The 26,761-nt window shown below is 59.8% G+C and carries 26 protein-coding genes; 15 read left to right on the forward strand and 11 right to left on the reverse strand.

From position 1 onward, the window contains the following. Positions 1-7 precede the first annotated feature (7 nt). The 4 genes from ACO08A_RS20725 to ACO08A_RS20740 all read right to left on the reverse strand — a co-directional run bounded on the left by ACO08A_RS20725 (position 8) and on the right by ACO08A_RS20740 (position 5,075). A complete protein-coding gene (locus ACO08A_RS20725; protein ID WP_421983915.1) occupies positions 8-1,636 on the reverse strand; it encodes a TRAP transporter large permease in 1,629 nt (542 codons plus the stop codon). Further along, entirely contained in the window at positions 1,636-2,487 is an 852-nt protein-coding gene (locus ACO08A_RS20730) for a TRAP transporter small permease subunit (RefSeq protein ID WP_421983914.1), read from the reverse strand. Before ACO08A_RS20730 ends, ACO08A_RS20725 begins: the two co-directional genes overlap by 1 nt. A 250-nt stretch (positions 2,488-2,737) precedes the next feature. Further along, entirely contained in the window at positions 2,738-3,775 is a 1,038-nt protein-coding gene (locus tag ACO08A_RS20735; protein ID WP_422037817.1) for a TRAP transporter substrate-binding protein, read from the reverse strand. A 184-nt stretch (positions 3,776-3,959) separates the two neighbouring features. Continuing rightward, on the reverse strand, positions 3,960-5,075 hold the full coding sequence (locus ACO08A_RS20740; protein WP_422037818.1) for a mandelate racemase/muconate lactonizing enzyme family protein: 1,116 nt from the start codon (positions 5,073-5,075) through the stop codon (positions 3,960-3,962). A 274-nt stretch (positions 5,076-5,349) separates the two neighbouring features. On the opposite strand from ACO08A_RS20740, the gene ACO08A_RS20745 reads away from it, so the two are divergent. The 3 genes from ACO08A_RS20745 to ACO08A_RS20755 all read left to right on the forward strand — a co-directional run bounded on the left by ACO08A_RS20745 (position 5,350) and on the right by ACO08A_RS20755 (position 8,023). After that, positions 5,350-6,048 (forward strand): FCD domain-containing protein, encoded by a 699-nt coding sequence (locus ACO08A_RS20745; RefSeq protein WP_422037819.1) that lies wholly within the window; start codon positions 5,350-5,352, stop codon positions 6,046-6,048. Positions 6,049-6,254: 206 nt separating this feature from the next. Next, positions 6,255-7,163, forward strand: coding sequence for an NAD(P)-dependent oxidoreductase (locus tag ACO08A_RS20750; protein WP_422037820.1), 909 nt, complete (start codon positions 6,255-6,257; stop codon positions 7,161-7,163). Then, a complete protein-coding gene (locus tag ACO08A_RS20755; protein WP_422037821.1) occupies positions 7,160-8,023 on the forward strand; it encodes a sugar phosphate isomerase/epimerase family protein in 864 nt (287 codons plus the stop codon). The genes ACO08A_RS20750 and ACO08A_RS20755 overlap by 4 nt, the downstream gene beginning before the upstream one ends. Positions 8,024-8,091: 68 nt before the next feature. Here the strand turns inward: ACO08A_RS20755 and ACO08A_RS20760 are convergent, their stop codons facing one another. Continuing rightward, positions 8,092-8,733 carry a cysteine hydrolase family protein gene (locus ACO08A_RS20760; RefSeq protein WP_422037822.1) on the reverse strand — a complete coding sequence of 214 codons (642 nt, stop codon included), beginning with the start codon at positions 8,731-8,733 and terminating at the stop codon, positions 8,092-8,094. Then, positions 8,730-9,521 carry an N-formylglutamate amidohydrolase gene (locus ACO08A_RS20765; protein ID WP_422037823.1) on the reverse strand — a complete coding sequence of 264 codons (792 nt, stop codon included), beginning with the start codon at positions 9,519-9,521 and terminating at the stop codon, positions 8,730-8,732. The genes ACO08A_RS20760 and ACO08A_RS20765 overlap by 4 nt, the downstream gene beginning before the upstream one ends. A gap of 93 nt (positions 9,522-9,614) precedes the next feature. Between ACO08A_RS20765 and ACO08A_RS20770 the strand changes: the two genes are divergently transcribed. From ACO08A_RS20770 to ACO08A_RS20810, 9 genes are all read left to right on the forward strand, one after another. Continuing rightward, on the forward strand, positions 9,615-10,481 hold the full coding sequence (locus ACO08A_RS20770) for a MurR/RpiR family transcriptional regulator (RefSeq protein WP_422037824.1): 867 nt from the start codon (positions 9,615-9,617) through the stop codon (positions 10,479-10,481). Beyond that, positions 10,471-11,781 carry a glutamine synthetase gene (locus ACO08A_RS20775; RefSeq protein WP_422037825.1) on the forward strand — a complete coding sequence of 437 codons (1,311 nt, stop codon included), beginning with the start codon at positions 10,471-10,473 and terminating at the stop codon, positions 11,779-11,781. The genes ACO08A_RS20770 and ACO08A_RS20775 overlap by 11 nt, the downstream gene beginning before the upstream one ends. Continuing rightward, on the forward strand, positions 11,781-12,506 hold the full coding sequence (locus tag ACO08A_RS20780; RefSeq protein ID WP_422037826.1) for an ABC transporter ATP-binding protein: 726 nt from the start codon (positions 11,781-11,783) through the stop codon (positions 12,504-12,506). Before ACO08A_RS20775 ends, ACO08A_RS20780 begins: the two co-directional genes overlap by 1 nt. 25 nt (positions 12,507-12,531) lie before the next feature. Beyond that, positions 12,532-13,686 carry an ABC transporter substrate-binding protein gene (locus ACO08A_RS20785; RefSeq protein ID WP_422037827.1) on the forward strand — a complete coding sequence of 385 codons (1,155 nt, stop codon included), beginning with the start codon at positions 12,532-12,534 and terminating at the stop codon, positions 13,684-13,686. A gap of 53 nt (positions 13,687-13,739) precedes the next feature. Then, positions 13,740-14,444 carry an ABC transporter ATP-binding protein gene (locus tag ACO08A_RS20790; protein ID WP_422037828.1) on the forward strand — a complete coding sequence of 235 codons (705 nt, stop codon included), beginning with the start codon at positions 13,740-13,742 and terminating at the stop codon, positions 14,442-14,444. Position 14,445: 1 nt separating this feature from the next. After that, positions 14,446-15,342 carry a branched-chain amino acid ABC transporter permease gene (locus tag ACO08A_RS20795; protein WP_422037829.1) on the forward strand — a complete coding sequence of 299 codons (897 nt, stop codon included), beginning with the start codon at positions 14,446-14,448 and terminating at the stop codon, positions 15,340-15,342. Continuing rightward, positions 15,339-16,370, forward strand: coding sequence for a branched-chain amino acid ABC transporter permease (locus ACO08A_RS20800; RefSeq protein WP_422037831.1), 1,032 nt, complete (start codon positions 15,339-15,341; stop codon positions 16,368-16,370). The genes ACO08A_RS20795 and ACO08A_RS20800 overlap by 4 nt, the downstream gene beginning before the upstream one ends. A 9-nt stretch (positions 16,371-16,379) precedes the next feature. Continuing rightward, positions 16,380-17,318 (forward strand): acetamidase/formamidase family protein, encoded by a 939-nt coding sequence (locus ACO08A_RS20805; RefSeq protein WP_422037832.1) that lies wholly within the window; start codon positions 16,380-16,382, stop codon positions 17,316-17,318. 277 nt (positions 17,319-17,595) lie between these two features. Continuing rightward, the gene (locus ACO08A_RS20810) at positions 17,596-18,354 is read left to right on the forward strand and encodes a hypothetical protein (RefSeq protein ID WP_421983899.1); all 759 of its coding nucleotides are present in this window, start codon (positions 17,596-17,598) and stop codon (positions 18,352-18,354) included. 395 nt (positions 18,355-18,749) lie between these two features. Here the strand turns inward: ACO08A_RS20810 and ACO08A_RS20815 are convergent, their stop codons facing one another. Both ACO08A_RS20815 and ACO08A_RS20820 read right to left on the reverse strand, forming a co-directional pair. Next, a complete protein-coding gene (locus tag ACO08A_RS20815; protein WP_422037833.1) occupies positions 18,750-19,025 on the reverse strand; it encodes a hypothetical protein in 276 nt (91 codons plus the stop codon). After that, the gene (locus tag ACO08A_RS20820) at positions 19,026-19,412 is read right to left on the reverse strand and encodes a helix-turn-helix domain-containing protein (RefSeq protein ID WP_421983897.1); all 387 of its coding nucleotides are present in this window, start codon (positions 19,410-19,412) and stop codon (positions 19,026-19,028) included. Between the two features lie 315 nt (positions 19,413-19,727). Here ACO08A_RS20820 and ACO08A_RS20825 point away from each other — a divergent pair, with 315 nt between their 5' ends. Next, positions 19,728-21,356 (forward strand): hypothetical protein, encoded by a 1,629-nt coding sequence (locus ACO08A_RS20825; protein WP_422037834.1) that lies wholly within the window; start codon positions 19,728-19,730, stop codon positions 21,354-21,356. A gap of 40 nt (positions 21,357-21,396) precedes the next feature. Here ACO08A_RS20825 and ACO08A_RS20830 read toward each other — a convergent pair whose 3' ends face one another. The 3 genes from ACO08A_RS20830 to ACO08A_RS20840 all read right to left on the reverse strand — a co-directional run bounded on the left by ACO08A_RS20830 (position 21,397) and on the right by ACO08A_RS20840 (position 25,095). Beyond that, positions 21,397-23,085, reverse strand: a complete 1,689-nt coding sequence (locus ACO08A_RS20830; protein ID WP_422037835.1) for an aspartate:alanine exchanger family transporter — start codon at positions 23,083-23,085, stop codon at positions 21,397-21,399. Positions 23,086-23,271: 186 nt separating this feature from the next. Next, positions 23,272-24,549, reverse strand: a complete 1,278-nt coding sequence (locus ACO08A_RS20835; RefSeq protein WP_422037836.1) for a malonyl-CoA decarboxylase — start codon at positions 24,547-24,549, stop codon at positions 23,272-23,274. Between the two features lie 159 nt (positions 24,550-24,708). Further along, positions 24,709-25,095 carry a YciI family protein gene (locus tag ACO08A_RS20840; protein WP_422037837.1) on the reverse strand — a complete coding sequence of 129 codons (387 nt, stop codon included), beginning with the start codon at positions 25,093-25,095 and terminating at the stop codon, positions 24,709-24,711. 102 nt (positions 25,096-25,197) lie between these two features. Here ACO08A_RS20840 and ACO08A_RS20845 point away from each other — a divergent pair, with 102 nt between their 5' ends. Together ACO08A_RS20845 and ACO08A_RS20850 are read left to right on the forward strand one after the other, a co-directional pair. Next, positions 25,198-26,079, forward strand: coding sequence for a fumarylacetoacetate hydrolase family protein (locus ACO08A_RS20845; RefSeq protein WP_422037838.1), 882 nt, complete (start codon positions 25,198-25,200; stop codon positions 26,077-26,079). Continuing rightward, entirely contained in the window at positions 26,076-26,756 is a 681-nt protein-coding gene (locus tag ACO08A_RS20850; protein WP_422037839.1) for a malonic semialdehyde reductase, read from the forward strand. Before ACO08A_RS20845 ends, ACO08A_RS20850 begins: the two co-directional genes overlap by 4 nt. The last annotated feature ends 5 nt before the right edge of the window (positions 26,757-26,761 follow it).

Raw genomic sequence — 26,761 nt, forward strand, 5'->3', positions numbered from 1 at the left:
GAGGTCCTCAAAGCAGAATGGTGACAATCGTCGGCCAGATCAGCAACACGGCGAGCGCCACCAACTGTACACCGATAAAGGGGAGAAAGCCCCGGAAAATATCGGTGAGCGAAATGTGCGGAGGCGCGACCGATTTCAGATAGAACGCGGCAGGGCCAAAGGGCGGCGACAGGAAACTGACCTGCATGTTCATGCAGAAAAGAACGCCGAACCAGATCGCGACATGCTGCGGCGACAATGTGCCGAGGAAACCGATCTCGTCAATCGGCAACCGCTTCACGATCGGCAGGAACACCGGGATGATCAGCAGAACGATACCGACCCAGTCCATGAACGCCCCCATGAACAGCAGGATCACCATCATTGTCAGGATCACAAGCATCGTCGGCATTTCCGCGCCGATGATGAGCTGGGCGATATAGGTGGGGCCGCCGGCAAGCGTATAGGCGCCGGCAAGCGTGGCCGCGCCGATGGTCACCCAGATGATCGTGCCCGTTGAGCGCAGCGTCCGCATCATGGACACCCAGAGCAGGTCAACGGAGGCTTCGCCGCGGAAGAGCGCGATCAGGAAGACCGCGACCGCGCCCATGCCGGCCGCCTCGGTGATCCCCGTTACGCCGCCGTAGATCGATCCGAGAACGATGCCGATGACGGCGAGCGGCGGAACCAGGCCCTTGCCGTGCTCCCAGCCGGAGGCGGTCCTCTGGCGTCCTGCGACCAGGAAGATGAACAGCAGCGCCAGAACACCGATGCCGATCAGCCAGGGGAGGTCGGAGACCATCCCGAGGGGCGGTGGCTCGAAACCCTCGACAGAGGGATCGTTCCGGCCCATGACCGTCAGGAAGGCGATCCGCGCGAGCAGGATTGCCGAGATGCCGGCAACGACGACACTGACGAACCCGCCGAACATGACCAGTTTTTCGCCGCCTTCCGGGTCGCCTTCGCGCGGCTCGGGCAGGGGAGCCTGGGACGGGTCCAACTGCGTGCGGACAACGATATAAATCATGATGAAGCTGGCCAGCATGAAGCCGGGAATGAAGGCGCCCGTGAACAGCGCCTTGATCGACGTTTCGGTGATGAGGCCGTAGATGATGAGAACGATCGATGGCGGGATCATCGTGCCGAGCGAGCCGGACGCACAGATGGTGCCGATCGCCAGGTTCTGGTTGTAGCCGAGACGTAGCATCTGCGGCAGGGCGATCAGGCCGAGAAGCACGACCTCGCCGCCGATGATGCCGGACATGGCCGCCATCAGAACGGCCATGATGGAGGTCACGATGGCGACACCGCCGCGCGCCCGGCTCAGCCAGAAATCCAGACTGTCATACATCTGCTTGGCAATGCCGGAGCGTTCCAGCAAGGCGGCCATGAAGATGAACAGGGGCACCGAGATCAAGACGTACTCGGTCATCAGGTCGAAGATCTTCTGGGTCAGAAGATACAAGGGGCCGGTGCCCGGATTGCTCGTGAGAAGGCCCGTGCCGAAACTCGTCGGGTCGGTGAGCAGCGTCGGCTCGAACTTCATGATCATGACCAGCGCGGCCAGGATGGCCGAGGCAAAGCCGAGCGGCATGCCGATGCCGAGCAGGAAGAGAAGTCCGAATACCAGGACTATTGAGATCGTGCCGACGTCCATTACTTTGCACCCACGCTTTTCTTGATTGCTTCGAGCTCTTCTTCGTCGATGATGTCAGGCTCTTCCATTTCGGTAGGCTGCTTGTCCCAATCGGCAATCAGATTGGCGACGGCTTGGATGGCGACGAGCACGGCGACGATGAGGATCATCGGCTGGATCGTCGCCGGGATCGGCGGATCAAACGCCGTCCCGAACATTTCCCAACGGTGGAACTTGATGGCGAAGACCTGCTTGTAACTGCCGTAGACAAGGAAGAAGGCGAACAGACAGATCATGAGCACCGAAATGACATCGCAGGCGTGGCGCAGCGGCCGCGGAAGGATGTCGTAGAGAATGAAGATGCGGATGTGGCAGCGCTGCTGCATCGCATAGAGGCCGGACAGCAGGAACACGAAGCCGGCGATCCAGAGCGTCAGTTCATTGGCCCACAGGGTTGGCGCTTCGATCACGTAGCGCAGGAACACCTCATAGAGCATGACGAGCGTCATGATGATGATCAGGAGCATGACCACGCGGCCGATGAACAGCGCGAAATAGTCGAAGCGGGTGTAATCGGGGTATTCCATCTGGGCGTGAACGACGCTGCGCATGCCAACGACAAGCAGAATGGGCAGAAGCAACAGGGCGGCCCAGTCGATGATGTCCATGATGCCGCCGAACATGCCCGACAGTCCCGGAGACACATCCTTGCGCTCGTGCAGTTCGGTGATCTGCGCGGTCATGCTTTCGTTTGCGTGCGGGAAGAAATCGAGAATATAGGCAGGACCGTGCCAGATGACCCAGCCTGCGCAAACCGCAAATGCGACGGGAATGACCCATTCCCGCAATCCGCCGGACTTTTGCTCTTTCATCTTTTCCCCCGATAGGAAACGCGTAGATCCGCGCGCATGGGCTGCCCCTTAGTCTTCCCGTATGTTTAGTCACGCAGCGCCATGCGCCGGTGCCAGAAACAGAAAATTCAGATGAATTGCCAAGTGCTTCCGGCAATCCTCACCAACCCCGGCATTTGGCTTTCTGACCGGTTTTCGAAGTGCATCCGGGGGTGGGTATGGCGGCGGAGCCGTGCTCCGCCGCCACAGTATTGTCGACTGGATGCCAGCCTTACTGCATTGCGCCGAGATCGCGCAGGAAGTCCAGGTGGCTCTGCAGCAGTTCCTGGGACTCAGGCGTGGTCGCGAACTCTTTCCAGCTGTCCTGAACGGCCTGACGGTAGATCGCCAGATCTTCGTCGGACCAGGTGTTCAGTGCGATGCCTTTTTCACGAAGTTCCTTCGCCGTCTGGGCGTTCTTCACTTCGTTGATGGTGGAGTTCTTCAGGGCCAGTGCCTGCATTCCGACCTTCAGGATCGCCTTGTGGTGATCCGGCATTGCGTCCCAGACGTCCTTGCGGCAGGCAAGGTGGTCAGCCGGCATGGAGTGGAAACCGGGATAGTTGGTTTCCGTTGCAATATCATAAAGGCCGAGGCCGACATTGTTGGTGATGTTGGCGGCGTCGGCGCCGTCAATGATGCCGGTTTCAAGCGCGGTGAAGATCTCGTTGAAGTCCATCACGATCGGCGATGCGCCCAGCTTCTCGAAAATCAGCGTGATCACGCCCGGAGGCGAACGGAACTTCCAGTTCTTCAGGTCATCGACGCCCTTGAAGGACTTCGTCGAGGACAGGGACTCAGGGCCCGGGATCCACCAGCCGATGAACTCCATGTTGTTGGCATTGTAGAGTTCGTTCAGCTTTTCATAGCCGCCGCCATGCAGCAGCCAAGCATATTGCTGATAGGGGTTCTGGTAACCACCGGTCAGGTCGCCGGCAAACTGGAAGGCCGGGTTCTTGCCGGTCTGGTATGCACCGCCGGTCATGTCGCAGTCGAGAATACCTGTTGCCGCGGCGTCGAAGGTCTCAGCGGACTTGACGACGGAAGAGGCAAAGAACATCTCGATTTCGATTTCACCGTTCGACATCGCTGTGACGTCGTCGATGAACTCCTGAGCCATCTGGCCGGAAAGCGTTTCCGTGGAGAAGTGCGTCTGGATACGAAGTTTCGTGCTGTCCTGAGCGTTGGCATCCATTGCCGCGCCCATGGAAAGGGCGAGGCCGGCGGTTGCCACGCCTGCGAGCATGGTTCTCGTCAGTTTCTTGAGCATTCCTTATTCCTCCCAAGTTGCTCCAAATGACCGGCGATTAAGTCTGCGCCGGTCGTATTTGCTGGTGTTCCAGCGATTTGCTCCGTTCGGCCGGGCGGCCTTCACGAAGCTTGTTCCCCCTCGGCCGATCATCCTGATGCGGCCTTGAAAGCTGCCTGCGTCACGGCGCTTGCGCCGCTCTGCCTCAGGCAGCTCCCCGTCTCTCCCTGGACAGCAAATCCTCTGCTTCCAGTTTTGTCCAATCGAAAATGACACCGATGCCCGGTTGGTCGGGTGCAACGGCCAGCATGTTCTCAACAACCAGGGGCCGCTTCGTGTATTGTTCGATCGGAAATGAATGCACCTCAAGCCAGCCATCACCGCCCATCCCGGCGAGCAGGCTGACATGAAGTTCCTGCATGCCGTGGCTGCAGACCGGGACGCCATGACGTCCGGCGAGTTCGGCTGCCTGAAGGAAACCGGTGATGCCTCCGCAATTGGATGCATCGGGCTGAATGAAGCTGAGTTTCGACTGCTCGAGTGCATAGCCGAACTCGTGAATGGTGTGCAGGTTCTCGCCCATCGCGAGAGGTGTGCCCGTTGCCTCGGAGATCGCCGCATATCCCTTGTAGTCGTCGGGAATGGTCGGTTCCTCGAACCACAGGATGTCAAACGGGCTGAAGGCGTTTGCCGCGGCAATGGCCTCTTCCACGCTCATTGCGTAATTGGCATCCACCATAAGGGCGACATGCGGACCGATGAGGTTCCGAACGGCAGCGACGCGGGCGACATCCTCTTCCAGGGTCGGCTGACCGACCTTGATCTTCACGCCGTTGAAACCGCGGTCGAGATAGCCCTGAACGCTGTCGAGAAGCTTCGGCAAAGGGAAGCCGAGGTCAATGCCGCCGCAATAGGCCTTGCAGGTTCTTCCCTTGCCGCCGGCCATCTTCCAGAGGGGCAGGCCTTCCTTCTGTCCGCGCAGATCCCACAGGGCGATGTCCACTGCCGAGATGGCAAAGGATGCAATGCCGCCCCTGGCGACATAGTGGACGTGCCACTGCATTCCCTCGTAGAGGGCTTCCACGTTGTCGGGATTTTTTCCAAGCAGGAACGGCGTAAGGTCGTGCTCGATCATCGCGGCAATCGCATGACCGCCCTTGCCGCCGGTATAGGTATAGCCGGTTGCCGTGCGCCCGTCGTCAAGCGCAAGGGTCGCGGTCACCAGCTCGAAATGGGTATGATCGCCGTGCTTTGCATCAACAAGTATCTCGGCAAGCGGTATGTGGAACAGCCTGGCGGATACGCTGACGATGGTTGTCAAGGTATCCCTCCCAAGATGCCAAGAACACTATGTTATTTGTTTTGGTTCGACCAAGTACGCAGGGAGCAGAGCGCGAATTGAAAGGTGAGTCAAGAGCGTTTCCCGTCAATCCATTTAAATCGATTTAAAAAATATTTTAACCATCTGTTTTTTCTGGATTTTTTTTATAGTGATCAAATGATGTGCGGAAACGCTTGCTTTCGCCCAATATGGGGGCATAGCATTGTGGTCAAAGCAAACAAGAGTTTGGTACAACCAATTGGCTACCGCCACGATGCCGGACAAACAGGGAGAGAAACGGGCTGCGGACACGATCGTGACCGCGCTGGAAGCCCGCATCGCGTCGGGTGAATTGGCGAACAACAAGCCATTGCCGCCCGAGCGCGATCTCATGGAGGAATTCGGCACGTCGCGGACCGTCGTGCGCGAGGCGATCTCGGCCCTTGCCAATCGCGGGCTGATAGAATTGCGGCCGCGATTCAGGCCCGTAGTGCGAAGGCCCGACTATGGCACGCTGCTCAATGCGACCGGCACGATCGTGCGTTATCTTCTGAACGAACCTGGTGGTGTACAGAACCTTTACCAGAGCAGGGTGTTCATCGAGCGTGGTCTTGTCAGGGAAGCTGCTCTCAACGCCACCAAGGATAATATTTCCGACCTGAAGGCCGCGCTCCAGGCAAACGAAGCTGCACTTGATAATTCGGAAGAGTTTTTCCGGACGGATATTGCCTTTCACGGCGTTCTCTATCGCATCGGTAGCAATCCGATTTTCCCGGCAATGCACGAGGGCTTCACGGCTTGGCTGTCACCGAACTGGGCGCGCATGACGCGGTCCGATGACCACAACAGATCCGTCTATCTGGATCACAAGGCCATCTACGACGCGATCCTGGAGAGGGACCCGGCGCGCGCCGAGGAAGCCCTTGTCGCGCATCTGAGCGCAGCCTGGAAATATGTGGAGGAGACGTTCTAGAGACGAGGCATGCCTGCCGACGTGCACCAGCGTCGCAATGACGCTCGCCGAGGCCGGCAAGACGACGTCACATGGGCAGCGGGTGTCTTCCGGACCCGCCCGGCGCCGGTTGCTCTTCATGGGGGCCGCCGTTTGAAATCCCGCATATCGATGCCGGCATGGGACATCCTGCCGGCCTATCTCGTTGTGCAACCGGAGGATTTTGGATGCAAAAGACAGGTGTGATCGGATTGGGGGACATGGGCTCGGGGCTCGCGAAGAACCTGATCGCAAACGGTTTTGAAACCAGGGGATTTGACCTTTCCCCCGACAGAATGAGCGCGTTCGAGGCGATAGGCGGAACCCTTGCGCAAAGCGCGGGAGATGTCGGTGCCGGATCGGACGCGGTCTTCGTGATGGTGATGAATGGCGACCAGGTCAAGGACGTGATTTTCGGCGAGGGTGGGCTGCGTCAGACCATGGCGCCGGGCAGTGTCATCATCCTGACGGCGACTATCAAGCCAAGAGAAGGCCGCGAAGTCGGTGCGATGCTGGAAGGCAGCGGCATCCACCTGATCGACAGTCCTGTTTCAGGTGGATTTCCGGGTGCGCAGGGTGGCACGCTGACCATGATGGCGGCCGCACCCGATGCGGTTCTTGACGAATACAAGCCTGTGATGGAGGCCGTGTCGGCAAACATCCACCGCGTGGGAAGCCGCGCGGGTGATGGCCAGACGGTCAAGGCCTGCCTGCAGTCGCTGATCGGATCCCAGTTCTCGGCAACGTTCGAGGCCGCGGCGCTCGCGGCTAAGGCGGGCGTGCCCGGCCAGGTCATCCTCGACGTGTTTTCCACGTCCTCCGCCGGGTGCGGTGTGGTCAACAACGCCTTGCAGAAAATCATCGACCGCCAGTTCGAGGAAACCGGGAGTCATATCAATACGATGCACAAGGATCTTACCATTTCGATGAACCTTGGCGAGGAGCTCGGTGTGCCGCTTCACACGGCTGCCGCCGCCATGCAGATCTTTCATGCGGGCAAGACCAAATACCCGAATGGCGACAACTGGATCTGCACACGGGTGATCGAGGAGATCATCGGGGCTGAACTCCATCGCGAGGGGGCCAAGAAAGCATGAAACTCGGTGTCATTTGCGACGGCATCAGCCGTGATCTCGATCACGCGCTGACCGTGATGGACGAGTTCGGCCTGGACTATGCCGAGCTTCAGTTCGTCGGAGAGAAAGAGGTCGGCGATCACTCAAGCCAGGAGATCGCCGCGATCAAGGCCCTGCTGGAAAAGCACGGCAAGCCGGTCAGCTGTCTGTCCCGGCATGTCTTCGCCGGCATGACAACGGCAAACAAACCGGGGGATGCACTCCATACAACGCACATGGACGCCCTGAAGCGTGTCATGGACATGGCGCATGAGCTCGGCTCGCCGCTGGTACGGATCATGACCAACAAGAAGGAACAGATCCTCTGGGGCAAGGGCGGCGCCGAAAGGTGGAACGTCGCCAAGGGCGCATGGGAGGCTTCGCTTCCTCTGATCGCTCCGGCGGTTGACCTGGCAAGATCGGAAGGTTTGACGCTTGTTGTTGAAACCGGCAACGGCACGATGGTCAACTCCAACTACACCGCGCGCAAGCTGATCGACGATCTCGACGCCAAGGATGCGCTCAAGGTCCTGTGGGACCCGGCGAACAACTGCTGGTGCCACGAGCGTGCCTATCCGGACGGCTATGAGGAGTTAAAGGGCGGCTATCTTGGCCATGTGCACATCAAGGACGTGCTTGTCGACACGCCGCGGGCGACCCTGGAAGTCAGGCGGATGGGCGAGGGGCAGCTCGCGGATCAGTTCGCGCCGATGGCAGCCGCGCTGAAGGCCGATGCCTATGACGGCGTGATCTCCTTCGAGAGCGTCTACCATCCGGGCAATGGCGATTTCGAGGCGGGCTTCCGGCTCTGCATCGACCGGTTCAAGGATCTCTTCGGATAAGGTGAGCATTCCATTGCTCATCTGCCCGGCGCTGAATTCAGCGCCGGGCTCTTTAAAGGCCACGCCGACTACGCGTTTTCCAATTCTGCGATCAGCTGATCTGTCGTGACTTGGCGGCAATAACCCCTGATGGTCTTCAGGGAATTGTCGTGCCTTTCCTGAGTGTAGGTCAGGCAGGCATCAGTGACCTGGGTAACCAGATAGCCGAGATCACAGGCGTCGCGGATGGCGCTTTCAACGCATTGATCGGTGACGATGCCGCTGATCACCAGTTGCCGGATGCCGAGATTGCCGAGCACGTAGTGAATATGGGTGGAAACGAAGACGGAGGAGGAGGACTTGGGAAACAGGATTTCATCCTCGCCCGGTTCCAGTTCATCGATCACCTTTCCGTCCCATGATCCCCTTGGCACATTGAATCCGGTGATCTTGTAGTCAAGACTGCGGTCGCGTCCGTCTTTCGTGAGACTTTCGATCGTCGTGTACATCACTTCGATGTTGCTCTTGCGGCACGCTCTCTGAAGCCGCTGCATGTTGGGAACCACGCGGGTCTTCATTTGCGAGAAGAACCAGCCGTATTTCCGGTCGAATGCCTCGTCGGAGAGCCCCTCGAATTCAGCGCCCCTGCGATGCGCGGCAAAGTTCTGGACATCTATGAAGAGCAATCCGGATTGCTCCGGGACAAGCGGCACTTCGCGTGTGAGCATCATTTCCTTTTCTCCAGGACGTCCTTGAAGGCGGCGGTCAGATGACCGGCCCAAAGATCCTGGCCTTGCTCGGTGTCTATGAGATCATTGCGGATTTCAACAAGGCAGTGGGCGAGACCGCGCGGTTCGGCATGACGCGGGATGAACCAGTCGCTGTCTTCCTCGATCATGTAGGGCACATTCTTGCCGACAAGCATCCGGTTGTCGCGCTTTTGCATGGTTGCCGCAATGATGTCGGCGGTTTCGGGGTCCGTTCTAGAAAGAAGACCCAGGTGCCAGGGGCGGTGCTTGCCCAGATAGACCGGCGTGAAGGAATGGATCGCAAATGCGGCCCGTTTCGGCCGTTCATCCAGGATCGCGGTCAGCGCGGCATCGTAGGGATCGAAGATCACCCGTTTGCGGATCAACCGTTCTTCGTCGGAGAGGTTCTGGTTGCCGGGGATCACACTGTCCTCGCTGACTTCGGGCGTTGCGTCGGGTGCCTCGAACGGACGGTTGCAGTCATAGACAAGGCGTGAATAGCGCTGTTTTACCAGATCTGCGCCAAGATTTGCCGCGATCCGTTCCGAGACGGCAAGAGCGCCGATATCCCAGGCAATGTGCCGGTCCAAATCTTCCGATGACAGTCCGAGGGTCCCGAGCCTCTGCGGTATGGCGCGGCCGGCATGTTCGCACACGAGCACAATGTCCGCTCCTTCCCGTCCCCTGATGCAGTCGACCGGTTCGGGATCCGCGTCGGCGAGGAGGGTTTTGCCCATATTTTCCGCGGAATATGCCGCTTCCTTGAGCATGAGGAGCTCCACAAGGGTTTTGATAATCTTTTTTCATTTCGTCATAAATGGGAAAGCTTGACAAGATTTTTTTATCAGATCACTGTGCAAGGCATGGTAGCTCACAGCACAATCCGTGATCTGATTACCGGAACGTCAGAGGCGTTGACCGGGGCGGAGCGCAAGCTCTCGACAACGCTATTGTCGGACTATCCCTTTGCCGGCCTGGAACCCATCCAGGTACTGGCCGAACGCACGGGCGTTTCGTCTCCGTCGATCTCGCGGTTCGTGTCGAAACTGGGATTTCAGGGCTACCAGGACTTTCAGCGCAGATTGATCCGCGAGCTTAAAGCGAGCCAGCGTTCGCCCATCGAACTGATGGTGGTGGAGCGGCAGGTCGACGGCTCGTTTCTTGGCGATTTCACCAGACGCGCAAATGCGCTTATCGACGAGATGGCGCAGAGCATCACCGACGCGCAGTTCGAACGTGTCTGCGGCCTTCTAAGCGATCCGGGACGGCGGGTTTTCGTCATGGGCGGGCGCGTGAGCGATCTGGTGGCGCAGCATCTCAGCCGCCATCTGAAACGGTTGCGCGACGATGTCTTTCACATGGATCCGGACCCGGAAACCTGGCCCGACAGTCTCCTGCGGATGCGCGGCAAGGATGTGCTCTTCGTCGTGGATTTCCGCCGTTATCAGAAAACCGTCACCGATCTGGCGAAGCTCGCGGCAACGGAAAGAAAGGCGAATGTCGTCGTTTTGACGGACAAGTGGCTGTCGCCAGCCGTGACCCATGCGAGCGAAACGCTCGCCGTGCCGGTTGAGAGCGGAACCGTGTGGGACAGCTACGCTGCCGGTTTCACGCTGATGGAGGCCATCATGACGCGGGTTGCCGAGACGGACTGGACCAAGCACAGCAAGCGCGTGTCGGCTTGGGACGCCCTGACGGAGGGGAGGCAGGAACTCAGACATGATACGTAAGCCGATGATATTCGCCGCGACATCCGATCTGTCGGGAAAGACGCGCGGCAAGGCCTTTCCGGCGGACGAGCTGAACAAGCGGCGTGAACGCGGCATGGGCTGGGTGCCGACGAATGTTCAGATCACCTGCTTCGATACCATCGCAGACAGCCCTTTCGGTTCATTCGGTGATCTGGCCCTGATCCCGGACCAGTCGGCGGATGTCACTGTGGATTTCGAGGACGGAACGCCGCCCGAGCGTTTCATGCTGTCTGACATCCGGACACTGGACGGCCGGCCCTGGGGGTTTTGTACGCGCTCGATCCTGCGCGCTGCCCTTTTGCGCCTGAAGGAGCTGAGCGATGCCCGGCTGCTGGCCGCGTTCGAACACGAGTTCCAGTTCGCCGGCGGTTCGACCCTGCCTTATCAGGGCTTCGGATTGCAGGGGCATGCCGAACATGCCGGATTTGCCGAAACCCTTTCGGCTGCGCTTGATGAGGCCGGCCTGAGGCCGGACAGTTTCATCTGCGAATACGGGCCGGACCAATTCGAGGTGACGGTCGCACCGGAAGAGGGCGTGAAAGCCGCAGATGCAGCGGTGATCACGCGCGAGTTGACCCGCATGACCGCGCGCAGGTTCGAGCAGAAGGCGACATTCACGCCCATTCGCGACGTTGCAAGCGTCGGCAACGGTGTTCACATCCACATGAGTTTCATGGGCGATCACGGGCCGCTGACCTACGATGCGGCGGGTGCGCACGGACTTTCGCCGCTGACTGCGGCTTTCGCCGCGGGCGTGCTGAAATACATGGACAGCATACTCGCGCTGACTGCGCCGTCCGTCATTTCCTACGAACGGCTGACACCGCACCGCTGGAGCGCGGCCTACAACAATCTCGGTCTTCAGGATCGCGAAGCAAGCCTGCGCATCTGCCCCGTGACCGCGAAGGATCCGGACGCGATCGCGCGCCAGTTCAACATCGAGTACCGAGCCGCGGACGCCGCAGCGTCACCGCATCTGGCGCTTGCCGCAATCGTTCACGCGGGCTGTCAGGGGATCGAGGAAAGTCTCGCTGCACCGCAGGTGACAGAGGAAGACCTCTCGCTCCTGAGTGCCGCGGAACTCGAGCAAAGGGGCTTCGTGCGCCTGCCGGAAACGCTGGAAGATGCGCTGCAGCGGTTTGCGGCGAACAAGGTCGTGACCGGCTGGTTCGATCCTGACTTCGCGGCGGTTTACGTGGCGCACAAGACGGCGGAAGCGGCCTTTGTTCAGGACATGGACACGGCGCAGAAATGTGCCGCCTACGAGGATGCCTATTGATGCTCGTGCTCAATGACATTTCGAAACAGTTTGGCGGTGTAAGAGCCGTCAGCGATGTCAGTTGTGAGGTGGTTGCGGGAGAAGTGCGCGGTCTCATCGGTCCGAACGGGGCCGGAAAGACCACATTGATCAACCTGATTTCCGGGCTTCTGACGCCGTCCAGCGGCACCATGTCCCTTGAGGGCGACATTCTGGACGGCACGGGAGCGGCTGCGAGAACCCGCAAGGGAATTGCCCGTACGTTCCAGAATCTGCGTATCTTTGAAAACCTTTCGGTCGGACAGAACATCGAGGTTGCCCAGATCACCGCCCGGTCCGAAGGACACGACGACAGCACCGCCGTCGGCGAGGCCGTCGGGCGGTTCGACCTTGCGGGCAAACTGCACATGCCGGCAAACGCGCTTTCCTATGGACATCTTAGGCGGCTGGAAATCGTGCGCGCGCTGGCGCTCAATCCCAAGGTTCTGATGCTCGACGAACCGGCAGCCGGAATGAACGAACAGGAGACACACGAGCTGGCCGAAGCACTCGACTGGGTCAAGACCCGCTTCGGCTGCGCCACACTGGTCATCGATCACGATCTCAAATTCATCATGACGCTCTGCGACAGGATCACGGTCCTGAACATGGGAGCCGTGATCGCTGAAGGAACGCCCCGAGAGATAACAACAAACCAGGACGTCATAGATGCCTATCTGGGCGAGGACCATTCCAATGCCGCGTGAGGCGGCGCAAAACAGGAGAGGGACAGTGAAGAAAATCGGACTTACACTCGCCGGGCTCGCAGTTGCTGCCACCCCGGCCTTCGCCGCGGATACGGTCAAGATCGGTCTCGCAGTACCCATGACCGGCGACTACGCACCCTATTCGGAATTCCAGGGTGCGAAGTGCATGGCGGAAAAGATCAACGCGGACGGCGGCATCAACGGCATGCCCATCGAATTGTTCATCCAGGACACCGGCTCGGACACGCAGACCGCCGTCTCGCTCGCGCAGAAGTTCCTGGACGACGGGGTGGTCATGCTCGGCACGATCCCGTTCTCCGACACGATGATCCCGGTCGCGCAGGTTGCCGCTGGATACGGTGTCTCGATCTTCCAGCCGCAGTCAACGCAGGTGGAGATGCATGCAGGGATTGTCGACAACTTCTTCACCGGCGTGTCACCCGACCCGTTCACGGCCACGGCGGCGGCAAATCATGCGCTCAAGCAGGGTGTGAAGAATGTCGTCCTGTTCACATCGGATGAAGGCGGCTCCTGGTCTGCGCGCACGCCGCTCTGGTTCGGAGACGTGATCGAGGAAAATGGCGGCAAGGTCCAGGCCAAGCTCAATTTCAGCTTCGGAACGTCCGACTGGTCGCCGCAGATCGCCGAGATCAAGGCGCTGGATACACCACCCGACGCGGTCTACATCTCCTCGATCATGCCCGATGTCGGCGTTCTTGTCCGCCAGTTGCGCAGTGCGGGCATTGATGCCTGGGTCATCGGGTCGGATGGCTTCGACGATCCCTCGCTGGACGCGATCGGGTCGGACGATCCGAGCCTTCTGGACAAGGTGTTCTTCGCGACGCTCGCACCGAGCCACGCGGACAGCGCGGTCGTGAAATTCATGAAGGAATGTGAGGACATGGGCTTTGAGGTCGGTGGCCTGTTCCCGGCAACGGGAGCGGACACGATCATGGCGGTGAAATTCGGCGTGGAAACCGCCGGCAGCCTTGACCCGGCAGCGGTCTCGGACGCCATCCGGTCCGCCGACAGCGTCCCGGTTCTGACCGTGGATTCGATTTCGTTCAAGGACACCAAGACCTACGCTCAGCGAACGATCCCGGTCATCGGGTACAAGGACGGCAAGCGCGTTCTGATCACGAACGAGATCCCGGCCAACGTTCCGACAGACTGGAACTGACGATCCCGGCGCGGCCTTCTGTAAACGAAGGCCGCGCCAGCCAGGCGGAACGCATGCTCACCATCCAGGATCTCCATGTCTATCACGGGCCGATCGAAGCGGTTCACGGCATTTCCCTCACCGTGGAAAGGGGCAAGTGCATCTCTCTCCTGGGGCCGAACGGCGCAGGGAAGACATCAACGATTTCCGCGATCACGGGCATTGCACGCGCGACCGGGTCGATCCTGTTCGAGGACCGGGAGATTTCCGGCGACAGCGTGGAGGCGCGCATTGGCTCGGGCATTGCCGTTTCCCCCGAAGGGCGGCGCGTTTTCTCCAATCTGACAATCCTGGAAAACCTCACGCTGGGCGCCGCCTTGCAGAAAGACCAGAGCGAAAAGGGCAGGGACATCGAACACTGGTTTTCGCTCTTTCCCATTCTTGCCGAGCGCAGGGATCAGGCTGCCGGGACGCTGTCCGGAGGAGAACAGCAGATGCTCGCGATCGCCCGCGCGCTGATGGCGAGACCGAAGATCCTGCTTCTCGACGAGCCGAGCCTCGGGCTCGCGCCGAAGATCGTCCGGCGGATCTTCGATCTGATCGGCACACTGAAAGACCAGGGCATGACGATCCTGCTCGTTGAACAAAACGCGACACAGGCGCTCAAGCTCGCGGACTACGCTTACCTCATGAGCTCGGGCCGGATCGTCGCCCACGGAACCGCGGACGAACTCGGAAGGAGCGACAAGCTGATGGCAGAGCTGACGGGGGTCGCCTGATATGGAATATGTCATTCAGCAGGTTCTGAACGCACTCAGCTTCGGAGCCGAATACGCGCTGCTGGCCCTCGGTCTCGCAATCGTTTTTTCGATCATGGGACTGGTCAATTTCGCCCATGGCGAGATCATAGCGGTCGGGGGCTACACGATGGTCGCCTTCGCCGCGCTTGCGATCGGAAATCCGGTGATCGTGATAGGCGGCGCGGTGATTGCGGCAATGCTGGCCTCCCTGACCCTGGAGCGGGTCGCCTTCCGGCCGGTGCGCAAAGCCGATCCGACCACCGGGCTCCTGACCGCCTTCGGCGTCTCGATCGTGCTTCAGAACGTTTTCCTGATGTTCGTGTCTCCACGTCCGATTGCCGTGACCTCGCTCTACTTCCTCGACTGGCCGATCGAGATCGGCGGGATACGGCTCGCCTCGCTTCAGGTTTTCGAAACGCTGACAACGATCATCGTCATCGTGGCGCTGATGCTGTTCCTGCGGCGCACCGTTCTCGGGCTGGCCGTGCGCGCCGCGTCTCTCGATTTCGAAATGGTGCGGCTCACCGGCATCAAGGCCAACAGGGTGTTTGCGATGGCGTTCCTGATCTCCGGTCTTCTGGCCGGTCTGGCGTGCATCTTCATCATGGCCCGGCGCGGCAGTGTCGATCCGCATCTTGGGTTCGACCCGGTCCTGAAAGCGTTTGTCGCCTGCGTGGTCGGCGGTTTTGGAAGTCTTCCGGGGGCCGTGCTGGGCGGGTTTCTGCTGGGAGCCGTCGAGGTGGCCATGCTTGTGATGCTTCCGCAGAGCCTTGGAGGCATGACCGACGCCTTCGTGTTCATGATCGTGGCGCTGATCCTGATCTGGCGGCCGGACGGCATTCTTTCTCCTGCCATCGAAAAGGGAGACAAGTTGTGATTCGGCTGAGCCAGAGCCAGAGATCCGGCCTGGTGGGGGCGGCGTTGCTGGCGTCAGTGCTGGTCGTGATCGGCATTGCCACGCTCTATTTCGGATCGCGCTACCAGATCCGCCTGGTCTACTCGGCCTATGTCAACCTGATTGTCGTTCTGGGTCTTCAGGTTTTCATGGGAAACGCCCGGATCACCAATCTTTCGCACAGTGCCTTCATGGGGATCGGGGCCTATGCGGCCGCCCTTTGCGTCACGCCCGAAAACATCAAGAAGATTTCCCTGCCGGCGGCACCGTGGGGTCTGGCAGACTTCTCGCTCGACCCGGTGCTTTCCGCGGCGATCGCCCTCCTGATAACGGCGGTTCTGGCGTTTTTGCTTGGTCTTTTCATTGTCCGGCTGACCAGTATCGGCGCGACCATCGTGACGCTTGCGGTACTGGTGATCGTGCATGCGGTGTTTCTCTACCGGACCGATATCTTCAAGGGAAATCAGGCGTTTTTCGGCATCCCTCAGGTGTTCGATCTGAGCTGGGTGGTGGGTATCGCCATCCTGACGGTCATCGTGTGCCGGCTGTTCCGGGAAAGCCGGTGGGGCATCCAGCTCAGGGCCAGTGCTGACGACGAGGTCGGCGCGGCCGCGATGGGCGTCGAGATCTACAAGCTGCGCCTGATCGCCTGGGTGCTGGGTGCGGTCATCCTGGCTGTCGCCGGTATCTGCTACGCCTATTTCCTTGGTACGATTTCCGCGCGGCCCTTCTATTTCAACCACGTCTTCCTGACCCTGGCGATGCTGATCCTCGGCGGTATGCGCACGGTCACCGGGGCGGTTCTCGGGACATTCCTGATTTCGTTCGGACTGGAAGGCGTCCGGTATCTGGAAACGGGACCCGTGCTGCTCGGTATCGAACTGCCTGAAGCGCTGGGCTTGTCAGGGATCGCGCTGGGTGCGGTCATCGTCTTGACAATGGCGCTCAGACCGACGGGTATCATGGGGAACCGGGAAATCGAGACGCTGTTCGTCCGCAAGACTTTCTAGGAGGAAGACGTGGCCTGCAATCACACGATCCACAAGCACGCGCATCACTTCGGCTGGGACAATTCGATCGATCCGATCCTCAGTGTCGCACCCGGCGAAACGATCGAAGTCGAAACGATCGACAGCTCCGGTGGCCAGTTTAACGCGCATTCGACGGTTGCCGATCTCGGCAATCTCAGCTTCGACAAGGTCAATCCGGTCACGGGTCCGATCTTCATCGAGGGCGCTGAACCGGGGGATGCAGTTGCGATCACCTTTCTGGATTTCAAGCCGTCCGGCTGGGGCTGGACTGCCAATATTCCCGGCTTCGGACTGCTGACCGACCAGTTCCCGGATCCCGCGCTGCATATCTGGACATACGATTCAGTCGCCATGAAACCAGCGCTCTACGGGCCGGGCGGGGCCGTTCCCCTGAAACCCTTCGTCGGCACGATCGGGCTGGCGCTCGCCGAACCGGGTCTTCATTCGGTGGTGCCGCCGCGCCGGGTCGGAGGGAATCTGGACATCCGGGACAATGCTGTCGGAACAACGCTTTATCTGCCGGTCGAGGTTACCGGGGGCATGCTGTCGCTCGGGGACACGCACGCGGCTCAGGGCGACGGTGAGATCTGCGGGACGGCGATCGAAAGTCCGATGGATGTCGCGATCAAGGTGGACCTGATCAAGCAGGCGAACTACGCCTTTCCACGTTTTGAGACGGATGGGCCGGTCACCCGGCATTTCGATGCCAAGGGTTACAAGGCGACGACAGGTGTCGGCGAGGACCTGATGCAGGCAGCCCGGGACGCGGTGTCGGGGATGGTCGACTGGGTTTCCGCAACGACCGGCATGAGCGCGCTTGATGCCTACATGCTGTGCTCGGTCTGCGGTGACCTGCGCATTTCGGAAATCGTCGACATGCCCAACTGGACCGTTTCCTTCTATTTCCCGAAGAGCGTCCTCGGCTGACATCCGTGCCAAACTTAACTTTGGCGTAATGCCATTTTCGCGACGCGCGATCTCGACCGCCTGGAATGACCACCCAGGATTGGCGCAATGTATGCATTGAACATGCCTTTACGGAAAAAAATCCTGTTTAAGGTCTTGAGTTGGCGTCAATTCCCGAACCGACTCTGATACCATCCCGCCCTGTCGTCGCAACCTCCACGGTGGGGGCGGTTGTTGACCGACGCGCAATACCGAGTTGCAGATCGTGTAATCGGACGTCAATCGGGCTGAAAGATCCATGCAAAGACTGGATTTTGAGTTGGACAAGGCTCAGGTCAAGCGCGCCTGGGGCGTGATCGACCGGGAGTTCCAGTCTCTCGGTCTTGTCCTGCGGCGCGGCTCCGATTTCGATCTGGTCGAAGCCATGGCCGCGGAAAGCGGGTTTCCGCCGCTTGAAGGCCATTTCACGCCGACACTGAACACCTATACGCCGTCGCAGGCCTTCTGGCTCGCCCTGACCGACAAGGACGGCAAGATGGTCGGGCGGGTCTGCGCGCGTTTCGACAGGATGGAATATCCGATGACGCTCACCGATTTCTGGCGCAAGTACTTTCACCGCTGCTATCCGAATGCCCTGGGCGGACAGGTCGTTCTGGAAGAGGACCAGCCGCGTGTCGGACGGCGGATCACGGGCGATGTCGTCTATCTGGGAGGCACCTATGTGGCGCGTGACTGGCGACGCCACAAACTTGGGGGGTTGCTCAACCAGCTCGCCCAGATCGAGGCCTTGCACGACTGGGGAGCCGGTTTTTACTATGGCTGGATCCAGGGGCACACATTCCTGGACGGTTTCTGGCGCGAATGCGGCTTTACCAGATGTTCCCACCATGCATTGCGCTGGGCAGAGCCGCTGCCTGGTACGCTGGATGCCAATCTGATTTTTGCCGGCAATAGCGTTGATGATGTGTGTGATCTGATAGATCGCGTCGCTCGTGGATTTCCAGCAATTCCATCAGACAGAATATTCTCACAATCCCCGAACGGGTCTCGAACCTGACCAGGAGCCTCTGGAGCGTCATGTCGGGAACGCCGGCGCCCAGCCGATTGCCGGTCCGCTGGATATCCAGCCACGGATCTCCCTTGAAGACCGTCTGATAACCGTCTGCGACGCCCTTGCGGTAAACCTGCGGCAGGAAACTGGTTGCCGGTTTCTGCGCTTCGGGATCCAGCGCGTGCGGGAAGAACCGCCTGAACGTGGTCTCCTTGCCCGCAAAGGTGATCGTCGGAACGTCGCCCGGGTTGGCCGAGGGCAGCGTGAGAAGGAGCCACGGGCTCAACTTCGTCATGCGGCTGTCCCGGATCATGACGCCACGGTTTTCTTTCCAGGTGTTCAGCAGGAACTGAGCCCGCTCACCGGCCAGTCCGTTCTCTACATTTGAGAGCGGAAGTGGCTCAACAAAGGTATTCTTGCTCATCTATCTGTCCAAAGGGTCCCGGGTTGGGCTGGAATCCGCGCTGGATTGCTTCGGCGAAAATGTCGCCTCGGGCCTCAACGGCAAGTTCCGCACGCTCCGCATCCGTCAATAGACTGGTCTGGTCGTGATTGAACATGTTGAAACAGTGAAAGTCCAGCAGATACAGGCAGTCGTATCTGGCTGCAATTTCAAACAGTTCAAGGAACTCGAGCTGTTCCTTCGTAAATTCCTGCACACTCATGGTTTGTACCACTTACTTTTTCAGTTTGACGAGAGCCTCATATACAAAGAAAACGCTTTCCAGAATTTCGAACTGGTTCATGCGTTGATGTTCCGGTTTCCGGTTGTTCTGTTCAACAACGCTTTCCAGAGCCTTCAGGTAGAGTTCCTTGTCCAGGCTCTGGCGATCCCGGCCAGGTTCCTGGGGAACTTCACCGGGCAGCGGCGCTTTCAATTCCCTTGACAGCAACAGCATGTGTTCTGCGCTGAGAGCCTGTTTTCCCTTGCGGATTCGAGACACGGATGCCGGCGTCAGGCGCAGAAGATCCGCGACCTCGGTATTCTTCATGCCACTGGCTTCTATGGCGTTGTTCGCCCAGGTTGTAACGTCGAAGCCGTTTTCACCCGCAGGTGATTCCATGTTACGCGTCCCGTAAGATTTATTACCAAACTCTTAACGAATATTACGTGATGCGACATAAAATGCAACGATAGACTCTCCTTGCGGAAGCTGATCCCCGGAGAATCTGCGATTGTGCTTAACGGCCGGAAAGGATGTTTGACGAGCCGGCTTCGGCGGCACAGTGCGTGGGGAAGGCTGTATATCTGCATGCCTTGAAGCCGGTCGTGGCTGTTCAAGCGGCTCACGGTTCACGGATCGGCGGGACATCCATCCGCCTTGCGGATGCGTATCCTGATGGACAAAAATCGGATGCAGGCCTTGTTGAAAGATGTGATGATGAAGGCCAAAGACATCCCGAGGGTTGACCGGATGAAGCGTGTAATCGCCAGACTTGCAGTTGTTGTTTCCTTTGTGTTTTTGCTGCCGGCGGCAGCCTTGGCCGATGAAATGCTCGACAATGTCCGCTGGCTGTTGTCATCGCCCGAGAGACTGCCGCTGATCGTCGAGAAACGGCGGAACGAAATCTCCGCCTTTTACAATTCCGACGAGGCACAACTGCTCTGGCTCGACCATCCGCGCAGCCACGAACTCATCAGCGAAATGCAACTGGCCTATCTTCAGGGTCTGCGTCCGGAGGACTATCCGGCCGCGGTGCTCGAGGACGCTGCCGCTTCGCTCAACAGCCTTTCCTCGGCAGCCGACATCGCCTGGGTGGAGCTGCTCTACACCGGTCACTTTCTGGATTACGCGCATGATCTGAGGGCAGGGCGCGTCTCGCCCCGCGTGCTCTATCCCGACGCCTACATGCCGTCCAATTCGATCGACACGGTCGACGCCCTGTCGAGACTGATATCATCGGAGGAGATGTCCGCGTTTATCGATGTCTGGCAACCGCAGGACGACACCTACAGACGTCTCAAGGGGCACTTGCAGCACCTTCATGATATTCAGGATTCAGGTGGCTTTACCTTCCTCGATCCGGCCTCCGTGCCGGTTCCCGATCTGCGCCGGCGGCTTTTCGAGGACGGCCTACTGGCGGAAGCATCCGGGGATACCGCCTATGACAAGCGCCTGGCCTTTGCGGTGGGGCAGGCGCATCTGCGTTACGGGCTTGAGATTTCCGGCCAGGTCACACCCGGACTGATCCGGGCGCTCAACATCCCCGTGGACCGGCGGATCGAGCAGCTCACCAACGCGCTGGAACGCATTCGATGGCTCCCCAATGAGTATTCCCGGCTGCAGCTTTACGTGAACAAGGGCGAAAACACCTACGTTTTCCTGGAGAACGGACGGGTCGTGCGCGAAGGGCAGGCCTATCCGAATTGCCCGGACAGGAACCACACGACGCTGGCAACGACAATCGAGGCGGTGACCTTCCACCCGACCTGGCAGGTGCCGTGGGAGTTTTTCGGCAAGGAATTGCTGCCGCGCCTCAAGCAGGACCCCGAGCAGGTCGAGGCCGCCGGCTACTATCTGAAGCGCAGTGGTGCCGACGTTCCGCTTGATGCGCTGCCGTGGAAGGAAGCCAGCCTGCGCGATATCGAGCGGGCCAGCAACCGGGAGCAGTATGCTCTCTATCTGCCGGCGTCCAGCGAGAACCCGCTCGGACAATATGCCTACCGGCTGCGGCAGGAGCAGAGGTTGCAGCTCTTCGATCTCGAGGCCACGCCGGACGATGACCTGTTCTGCAATCCCTACCTGCCGAAAACGGCCTTCGGCATCGTCAACGGACTGGATATCCTGGACCAGATCATCGAGCCGCGGGTGCTGCCGGCCGACGGCATCGAGGACCGGATATCCAGACAGGACACGGTGACGTTCCCGGCTCGCGGTGGATTGATGGCCGTCGTTTCGCACCAGTCCGTCTGGGTTCAGAGACAGGGCCTGATCCGCTTCGGCAACGACCCTTACCTGGAGGACGCACGCCTCACGGCTGCGCTGTCCGGGCGGCCGAAGCCCTGACGGAGGCCTTTTTGTCCAGCGCGGACGGGCGCAATATCCGTCAAAGCAGCATGATCAGGGTGCCTGCGAGTGTGAGCAGTACGTTTGCAAGGGCATAGGTGCCGGCATATCCGAGCGCCGGAACTGTGCTTTTTGCCGCCTGCTGCACGATCCCGAGGGCCGGTGTGCTGGTCATGGCCCCTGTCAGCGCGCCCAGCAGCAAGGCCGGGTTCATGCCAAGGGCCAGCCGCCCGAAGACGTAACCGCAAAGAAGGGGCAGGCAGGTGACGACAACGCCTGACAGGAACAGCACCGGGCCCACCGAGCCGATCGCAGCGGCGATGCCGCCACCGGCGTTCAGTCCCACCCCGACCATGAACAGGAGCAGGCCGAGTTCCATCATGATGAAGCGGGCCGCGGCCGGCATGCGGCCGAATGTGGGACGGTTGGCGCGCAGGAAACCGACACAGATGCCCGCGATCAGCAGTCCGCCCGCGGTGCCAATGCCCACATCGATGTCGCCGACCTTGACGGTGATTTGACCGAGCAGCAAGCCGAAGACGATCCCGGCGGCGAAGGTCAGCAGGTCCGTTTCGACGGCCTTCCGATCCTCCGCGCCAAGTTCGGCAATGGCCCTGTCGAGCGCCCGGCGTTCGCCGGTCAGGATCATGACATCCCCGCGCTGGGCAACGGTTCCGGGTGCCAGGGGAAGCTGGATCTGGGATCGTGTCATGCGTGTCAGGTAACAGCCGTGACGCTCGTAAATGCCCAGCTGCTCAAGCGACTTTCCGACGGCATTCGGGTTCGTCACGACAACCTCGGCGACATCGACGACGGCATCGATCAGGTCCCGGTCCAGGACTTCGGCACCGAGGCGATACTGGCTTCTGGCCCTTGCGTGTTCTTCGGGCGTTGCGAAAACGGCGACCTTGTCGCCTGCCTCGATCACCGTATCGGGTTGGGGGTCGATCAGTTCGGTCCCGCGTTTGATCTTGTAGAGCGACCTGACGCTGATGTCCTTTGCGGAGCGGGCGACCAGGGCCTGCGCGATTGTCAGACCGCTGACCTCAAGGTCGTCGATCAGGTAGGCGCGCAGGATCGGTCGGTCGATCGTGTCGTCAACATTTTCCTGCTTGAAACCGCGTTCGCTGGCAAAGGTTTCTGCTGCTTCCGCGAGATCGACACGCAGAAGGTTCGGCAGCAGTTTCACGACCAGGAGCAGTCCAACCGTTCCGAAGATGTAAGTGATGGCGTAGGCGACGCTGATGCTTTCGATGAGGCTGTTCGGGGTTTGTCCGGCAGCCGGCGACACGAGACCGGAGGATACCGCGTTCTGAGCGCCGACAAGGGTCGGTGTGCTTGTGAGACTGCCGGCCATCAACCCGGCGGAAAAGGCGTTGGAAAGACCAGTCAGCCAGGCGAGACCAAGCACCAAAAGGAAGGAACCGCCCGCCATGAAAACGGTCAGGACCAGATATTTCGGCCCGTCCTGCCGCATCACGTTGAGGATCTGCGGTCCGGCCTGCCAGCCGACGGAATAGATGAACAGCGTGAAGCCGATCGCCTGAACGATCGGGTCGATCTTGTAACCGTAGTGGCCGAACATGAGCGCGCAGAGCAGCACGCCGCCGGTCACGCCGATCTCAAACCGGGCGATGCGGATGTTGCCGATCAAGTACCCGATCGCGATGATCGTGAAGATGACCAGCACGGAGTCCTGCTGGAAGATCTGCGAAAAATCGATGGTCATGTTTTTGTCTTGCCTGGCGCGACGCCATTGCCGGTCAGGTCGGTTGGCCGCCGGTCAACTGCACGCACTGTCGTAAAGTCGGCCCCTCCTGATCGCCTGTTGCGTCAAAATGATGACGACAGGCCGACAATCGGCCCCGCCTGCGGCCAATCATCGGTCAATTCCCGCCGATTGAAGAGGGGTGGATCAGGCGCTTGCCTGTTCGGGCTCGGGGCGGTGCAGGTCCTGCTTTTTCGCCGCCGCATTCAGGTTGCGGATCTCGCCCGATGCGGCGATCTCATGCGAGGTGGCAAACCGCTCGTGGTTCTGGGCGACCTTGGGAAGGTCGTAGAGGTAGTTCACCATGACCCCGGCCGATTGCGCGCGTCCCTTGGCGGACGTGTCCGCGACGGCGTGGACAGCATGGATCATCGCCCCGTTGCCAAGGTGAAAACGGGCAACGGGATCCAGGGGCTCACCATCGGGCCGCTTTGCCGACATCAGATAATAGGCGGCAAGGAGCCTCAATTGCTTGGTGTCCGCGTCTTCATAGGCAATATCTTCCGAATCCAGCCACTTCGTCAGCCCCGGGATCGGCGACAAGGTGACGAAGGCCTTCAGGCCGGGGAGTTCGGCCGACAGGTCAGATGCGACCTGCTTGATCAGCGAATTTCCGAACGAGATCCCGGCGAGCCCCGCCTGGCAGTTGGAGATCGAGTAGAAGACGGCCGTTTTTGCCGTGTCCGCGGCAATGATCTCGCGTTCGTCGGTGAGCAGATCCTGAATGGAACCCGGGATCTCGCCCGTCAGGGCCACTTCAACAAAAATCAGCGGTTCGTCCGGCATGGTGGGGTGAAAGAATGCGAAGCAGCGGCGGTCGTCCGGCACCAGCCTGTGGCGCAGGTCCTCCCAACTGGCGATTTCGTGCACCGATTCATAGGCGATGATCTTTTCAAGGATATGTGCCGGGCTTTCCCAGCTTATCGGCCGCAGAACCAGAAAACCCCGGTTGAACCAGGACACGAACAGGTGCCTGAAATCCTGATCGAGCGCCTGTAGTTTCGGATCGTTGCCGCCAAGGGTGAGAAGATCAGCGCGCATTCGCACCAGGATTTCGGTGGCACCCGGGGTCTGGTTCAAACGCCGGATGAGTTCCTGCCGGTCCGGTTCGACAGCCGTCATGAAGGCACGGTAGCTCTGCTTGCTCGGGTTCTTCTCATAAGCGTCGAGCGTGGTACGCACCTTGTCGGGATCAATGTTCATGTCGCTCGCCAGATGCTGGAAGAAAGCGAGTTTTTCCTCGTCTGTCATCGCCTGGTAGCGCTTCAGGATGTGATTTGCGGCCGAGAGCCCGGTAATCTCGCCGGTCGCGCCGACAAGAGCCGTGATCAGTTCCTCCATCGAGCGGGAGTCAGGCTTGTCGAGCGCAGCAGCCAGATACCTGCGTTCGAAAATTGTCGACAGCAAATCTCCCAGGATGGTCATCGTGTTCTCCAAGGGCCGTAAACGTCTCGACGCCGCAGGGGTGACGTCTCAAGGTGCACATCTCCGGCTGCGCCGGAAACATGCACACAAACCATATGCCGTGCTTCGCACCTTGCCCAATTGTCCTTTTGGCGAGCCGACGGCGCGGATGCCTTCACCTCAGGACAGGTTGACCTGCTTGGTGGACAGGCCGACGGACAAGGTGAAACTGCCTTCGTTTATCAGCCAGCGGCGAACCGTGAACGTCCGGACACCCTTCGCGTGCATCGGATCTTCAGCAGCGTAACGCCTTGCGTCTTCCAGTGAGGGCGCCCTGTAGATGATCATCCCTTCACCCTCCAGATTGTCGCCGGAAGCATCTGAGACCGGACCCGCGAAAACGAGTTTGCCCTCCTGTTCCATCCGGGCCTGGTAGGCAAGATGATCGGGCAGGGTCCCGGGCAAATCTGCGTCCGGTCCGGAGGGGACCGTGTTCACGACATAGAGCTCGAGCGCGAGCGATCCCCGTTCCCGGGCCATGCGTTTGTAGTCGTTCCATTTCGGCATGCGGTACCTCCAATTTTTCTCACATTAAAAAAATCGATATTATTTGACAATCTTAAAAATAGTCGTCAAAGTCAGAAAAAATTTGGAAACGCCGAGGCAAAAATGCGATTCATAGTTGGGACAGGTTCGTCGGGGCAGGGTGTCTTTCTCGTGGAAGGGGAATGGGGCTGGAACCTGACAGCGGCAAACGGAAGTGTCGGAACGGATCTGAGCGCGATGGCGGCTGGCCGCATCGCCATGGACAGTCTGGAAGCGATGAAGGAAAGCGTGGACGCGGAGCCGCTTTCCTCGATCACGCCGGGCCTTCCGATCGAACGTCCCGGCAAGATCATGTGCCTCGGTCTGAACTATGTCGACCATATCAAGGAAGGGGGCTACGAGGTTCCCTCCTATCCCGCGCTGTTCATGCGCTGCAACACGTCCATGATCCCGGCAGGCGCGCCGATGGTCCGCCCGAGCTGCTCGGAGCAACTGGACTACGAAGCCGAGCTGATGGTGATTATCGGCAAGGGCGGCAAGCATATCAGCGAGCAGGATGCGCTGGACCACGTGTTCGGCTACACCATCTTCAATGACGGCTCGGTGCGGGAATACCAGCGCAAGACCCACCAGTGGACACCCGGCAAGAATTTTGACGGCACCGGCCCCATCGGCCCGCTCATCGTGACGCCGGACGAACTGCCCGAGGGGGCGGAAGGCCTCAAGATCGAGTCCCGCGTCGGCACGGAAATCCTGCAGAGCGCAAAAACCTCCGACATGCTCTGGAGCGTTGCGCGCACGATCGCGACGGTTTCCGAATTCACGACCTTCGAATCCGGCGATCTGCTTGCCATGGGAACGCCTCCCGGGGTCGGGCATGCCAAGACCCCCCAGCGCTGGCTGCGGCCGGGCGAAGTTGTTGAAGTCGAGATCGAGGGCATCGGTATCTGTGCCAATCCCATCGTCGCCGAGGAAGACATGGTTGCGACGGAGGCCGCGGAATGACAGTGGCGGTCTCTCATGCACCGACCGGTGAGGCGCTGGAAAAGCTGCGCGCTGAAGCGCATGCGCATATCCGTGATCTGCGCGCGCGCATCGGCAAGCTGGACGACGACGGCATCGACCTGATCCTGCGGACCGCCAGGTCGCATTACGCCTGGCAGGACAGGCCCGTGCCGCGCGACGTCCTTGAGGTGATCTACGAGATTACGGCCGCAGGTCCGACAAGCATGAACACATGCCCGGCGCGGTTCTATTTCGTCGAAAGCCATGAGGCCAAGACCCGGCTTTCCAAGGCGCTGAAAGACAAGAACATCGACAAGATGATGTCTGCGCCGGGAACGGTCATCATTGCGCATGACCTTGATTTCTGGAAGGAACTGCCGTTCCTCTTTCCCCACGAGGACCGCCGGCCGCACTTTGAAGGAAAGCCGGAACACGCCGAGACAACCGCCTTTCGAAACGGGACGCTTCAAGGGGCCTATTTCATGATCGCGGCGCGCGCGCTCGGTCTTGATGTCGGGGCGATGTCCGGCTTTTCCAACAAGATCGTGGACGAGGAGTTCTTTGCCGGAACCACGCTCAGATCGAATTTCCTGTGCAACTTCGGCTATGCCGACGAGACCGCGCTGTTCCAGAAACTGCCGCGACTTCCGTTCGACAAAGCCTGCAAGTTCCTGTGAGGCAG

It is taken from the genome of Roseibium sp., assembly GCF_965232425.1.
Classification (GTDB): Bacteria; Pseudomonadota; Alphaproteobacteria; order Rhizobiales; family Stappiaceae; genus Roseibium.

Coding starts and splice junctions, on each gene's coding strand:
- ACO08A_RS20735 (WP_422037817.1), bottom strand. CDS start 3,775: ATGCTCAAGAAACTGACGAGAACCATGCTCGCAGGCGTGGCAACCGCC.
- ACO08A_RS20755 (WP_422037821.1), top strand. CDS start 7,160: ATGAAACTCGGTGTCATTTGCGACGGCATCAGCCGTGATCTCGATCAC.
- ACO08A_RS20810 (WP_421983899.1), top strand. CDS start 17,596: ATGCAAAGACTGGATTTTGAGTTGGACAAGGCTCAGGTCAAGCGCGCC.
- ACO08A_RS20795 (WP_422037829.1), top strand. CDS start 14,446: ATGGAATATGTCATTCAGCAGGTTCTGAACGCACTCAGCTTCGGAGCC.
- ACO08A_RS20780 (WP_422037826.1), top strand. CDS start 11,781: ATGCTCGTGCTCAATGACATTTCGAAACAGTTTGGCGGTGTAAGAGCC.
- ACO08A_RS20790 (WP_422037828.1), top strand. CDS start 13,740: ATGCTCACCATCCAGGATCTCCATGTCTATCACGGGCCGATCGAAGCG.
- ACO08A_RS20830 (WP_422037835.1), bottom strand. CDS start 23,085: ATGACCATCGATTTTTCGCAGATCTTCCAGCAGGACTCCGTGCTGGTC.
- ACO08A_RS20765 (WP_422037823.1), bottom strand. CDS start 9,521: ATGCTCAAGGAAGCGGCATATTCCGCGGAAAATATGGGCAAAACCCTC.
- ACO08A_RS20750 (WP_422037820.1), top strand. CDS start 6,255: ATGCAAAAGACAGGTGTGATCGGATTGGGGGACATGGGCTCGGGGCTC.
- ACO08A_RS20850 (WP_422037839.1), top strand. CDS start 26,076: ATGACAGTGGCGGTCTCTCATGCACCGACCGGTGAGGCGCTGGAAAAG.
- ACO08A_RS20770 (WP_422037824.1), top strand. CDS start 9,615: ATGGTAGCTCACAGCACAATCCGTGATCTGATTACCGGAACGTCAGAG.
- ACO08A_RS20840 (WP_422037837.1), bottom strand. CDS start 25,095: ATGCCGAAATGGAACGACTACAAACGCATGGCCCGGGAACGGGGATCG.
- ACO08A_RS20820 (WP_421983897.1), bottom strand. CDS start 19,412: ATGGAATCACCTGCGGGTGAAAACGGCTTCGACGTTACAACCTGGGCG.
- ACO08A_RS20825 (WP_422037834.1), top strand. CDS start 19,728: ATGATGAAGGCCAAAGACATCCCGAGGGTTGACCGGATGAAGCGTGTA.
- ACO08A_RS20730 (WP_421983914.1), bottom strand. CDS start 2,487: ATGAAAGAGCAAAAGTCCGGCGGATTGCGGGAATGGGTCATTCCCGTC.
- ACO08A_RS20845 (WP_422037838.1), top strand. CDS start 25,198: ATGCGATTCATAGTTGGGACAGGTTCGTCGGGGCAGGGTGTCTTTCTC.
- ACO08A_RS20775 (WP_422037825.1), top strand. CDS start 10,471: ATGATACGTAAGCCGATGATATTCGCCGCGACATCCGATCTGTCGGGA.
- ACO08A_RS20835 (WP_422037836.1), bottom strand. CDS start 24,549: ATGACCATCCTGGGAGATTTGCTGTCGACAATTTTCGAACGCAGGTAT.
- ACO08A_RS20760 (WP_422037822.1), bottom strand. CDS start 8,733: ATGATGCTCACACGCGAAGTGCCGCTTGTCCCGGAGCAATCCGGATTG.
- ACO08A_RS20725 (WP_421983915.1), bottom strand. CDS start 1,636: ATGGACGTCGGCACGATCTCAATAGTCCTGGTATTCGGACTTCTCTTC.
- ACO08A_RS20745 (WP_422037819.1), top strand. CDS start 5,350: ATGCCGGACAAACAGGGAGAGAAACGGGCTGCGGACACGATCGTGACC.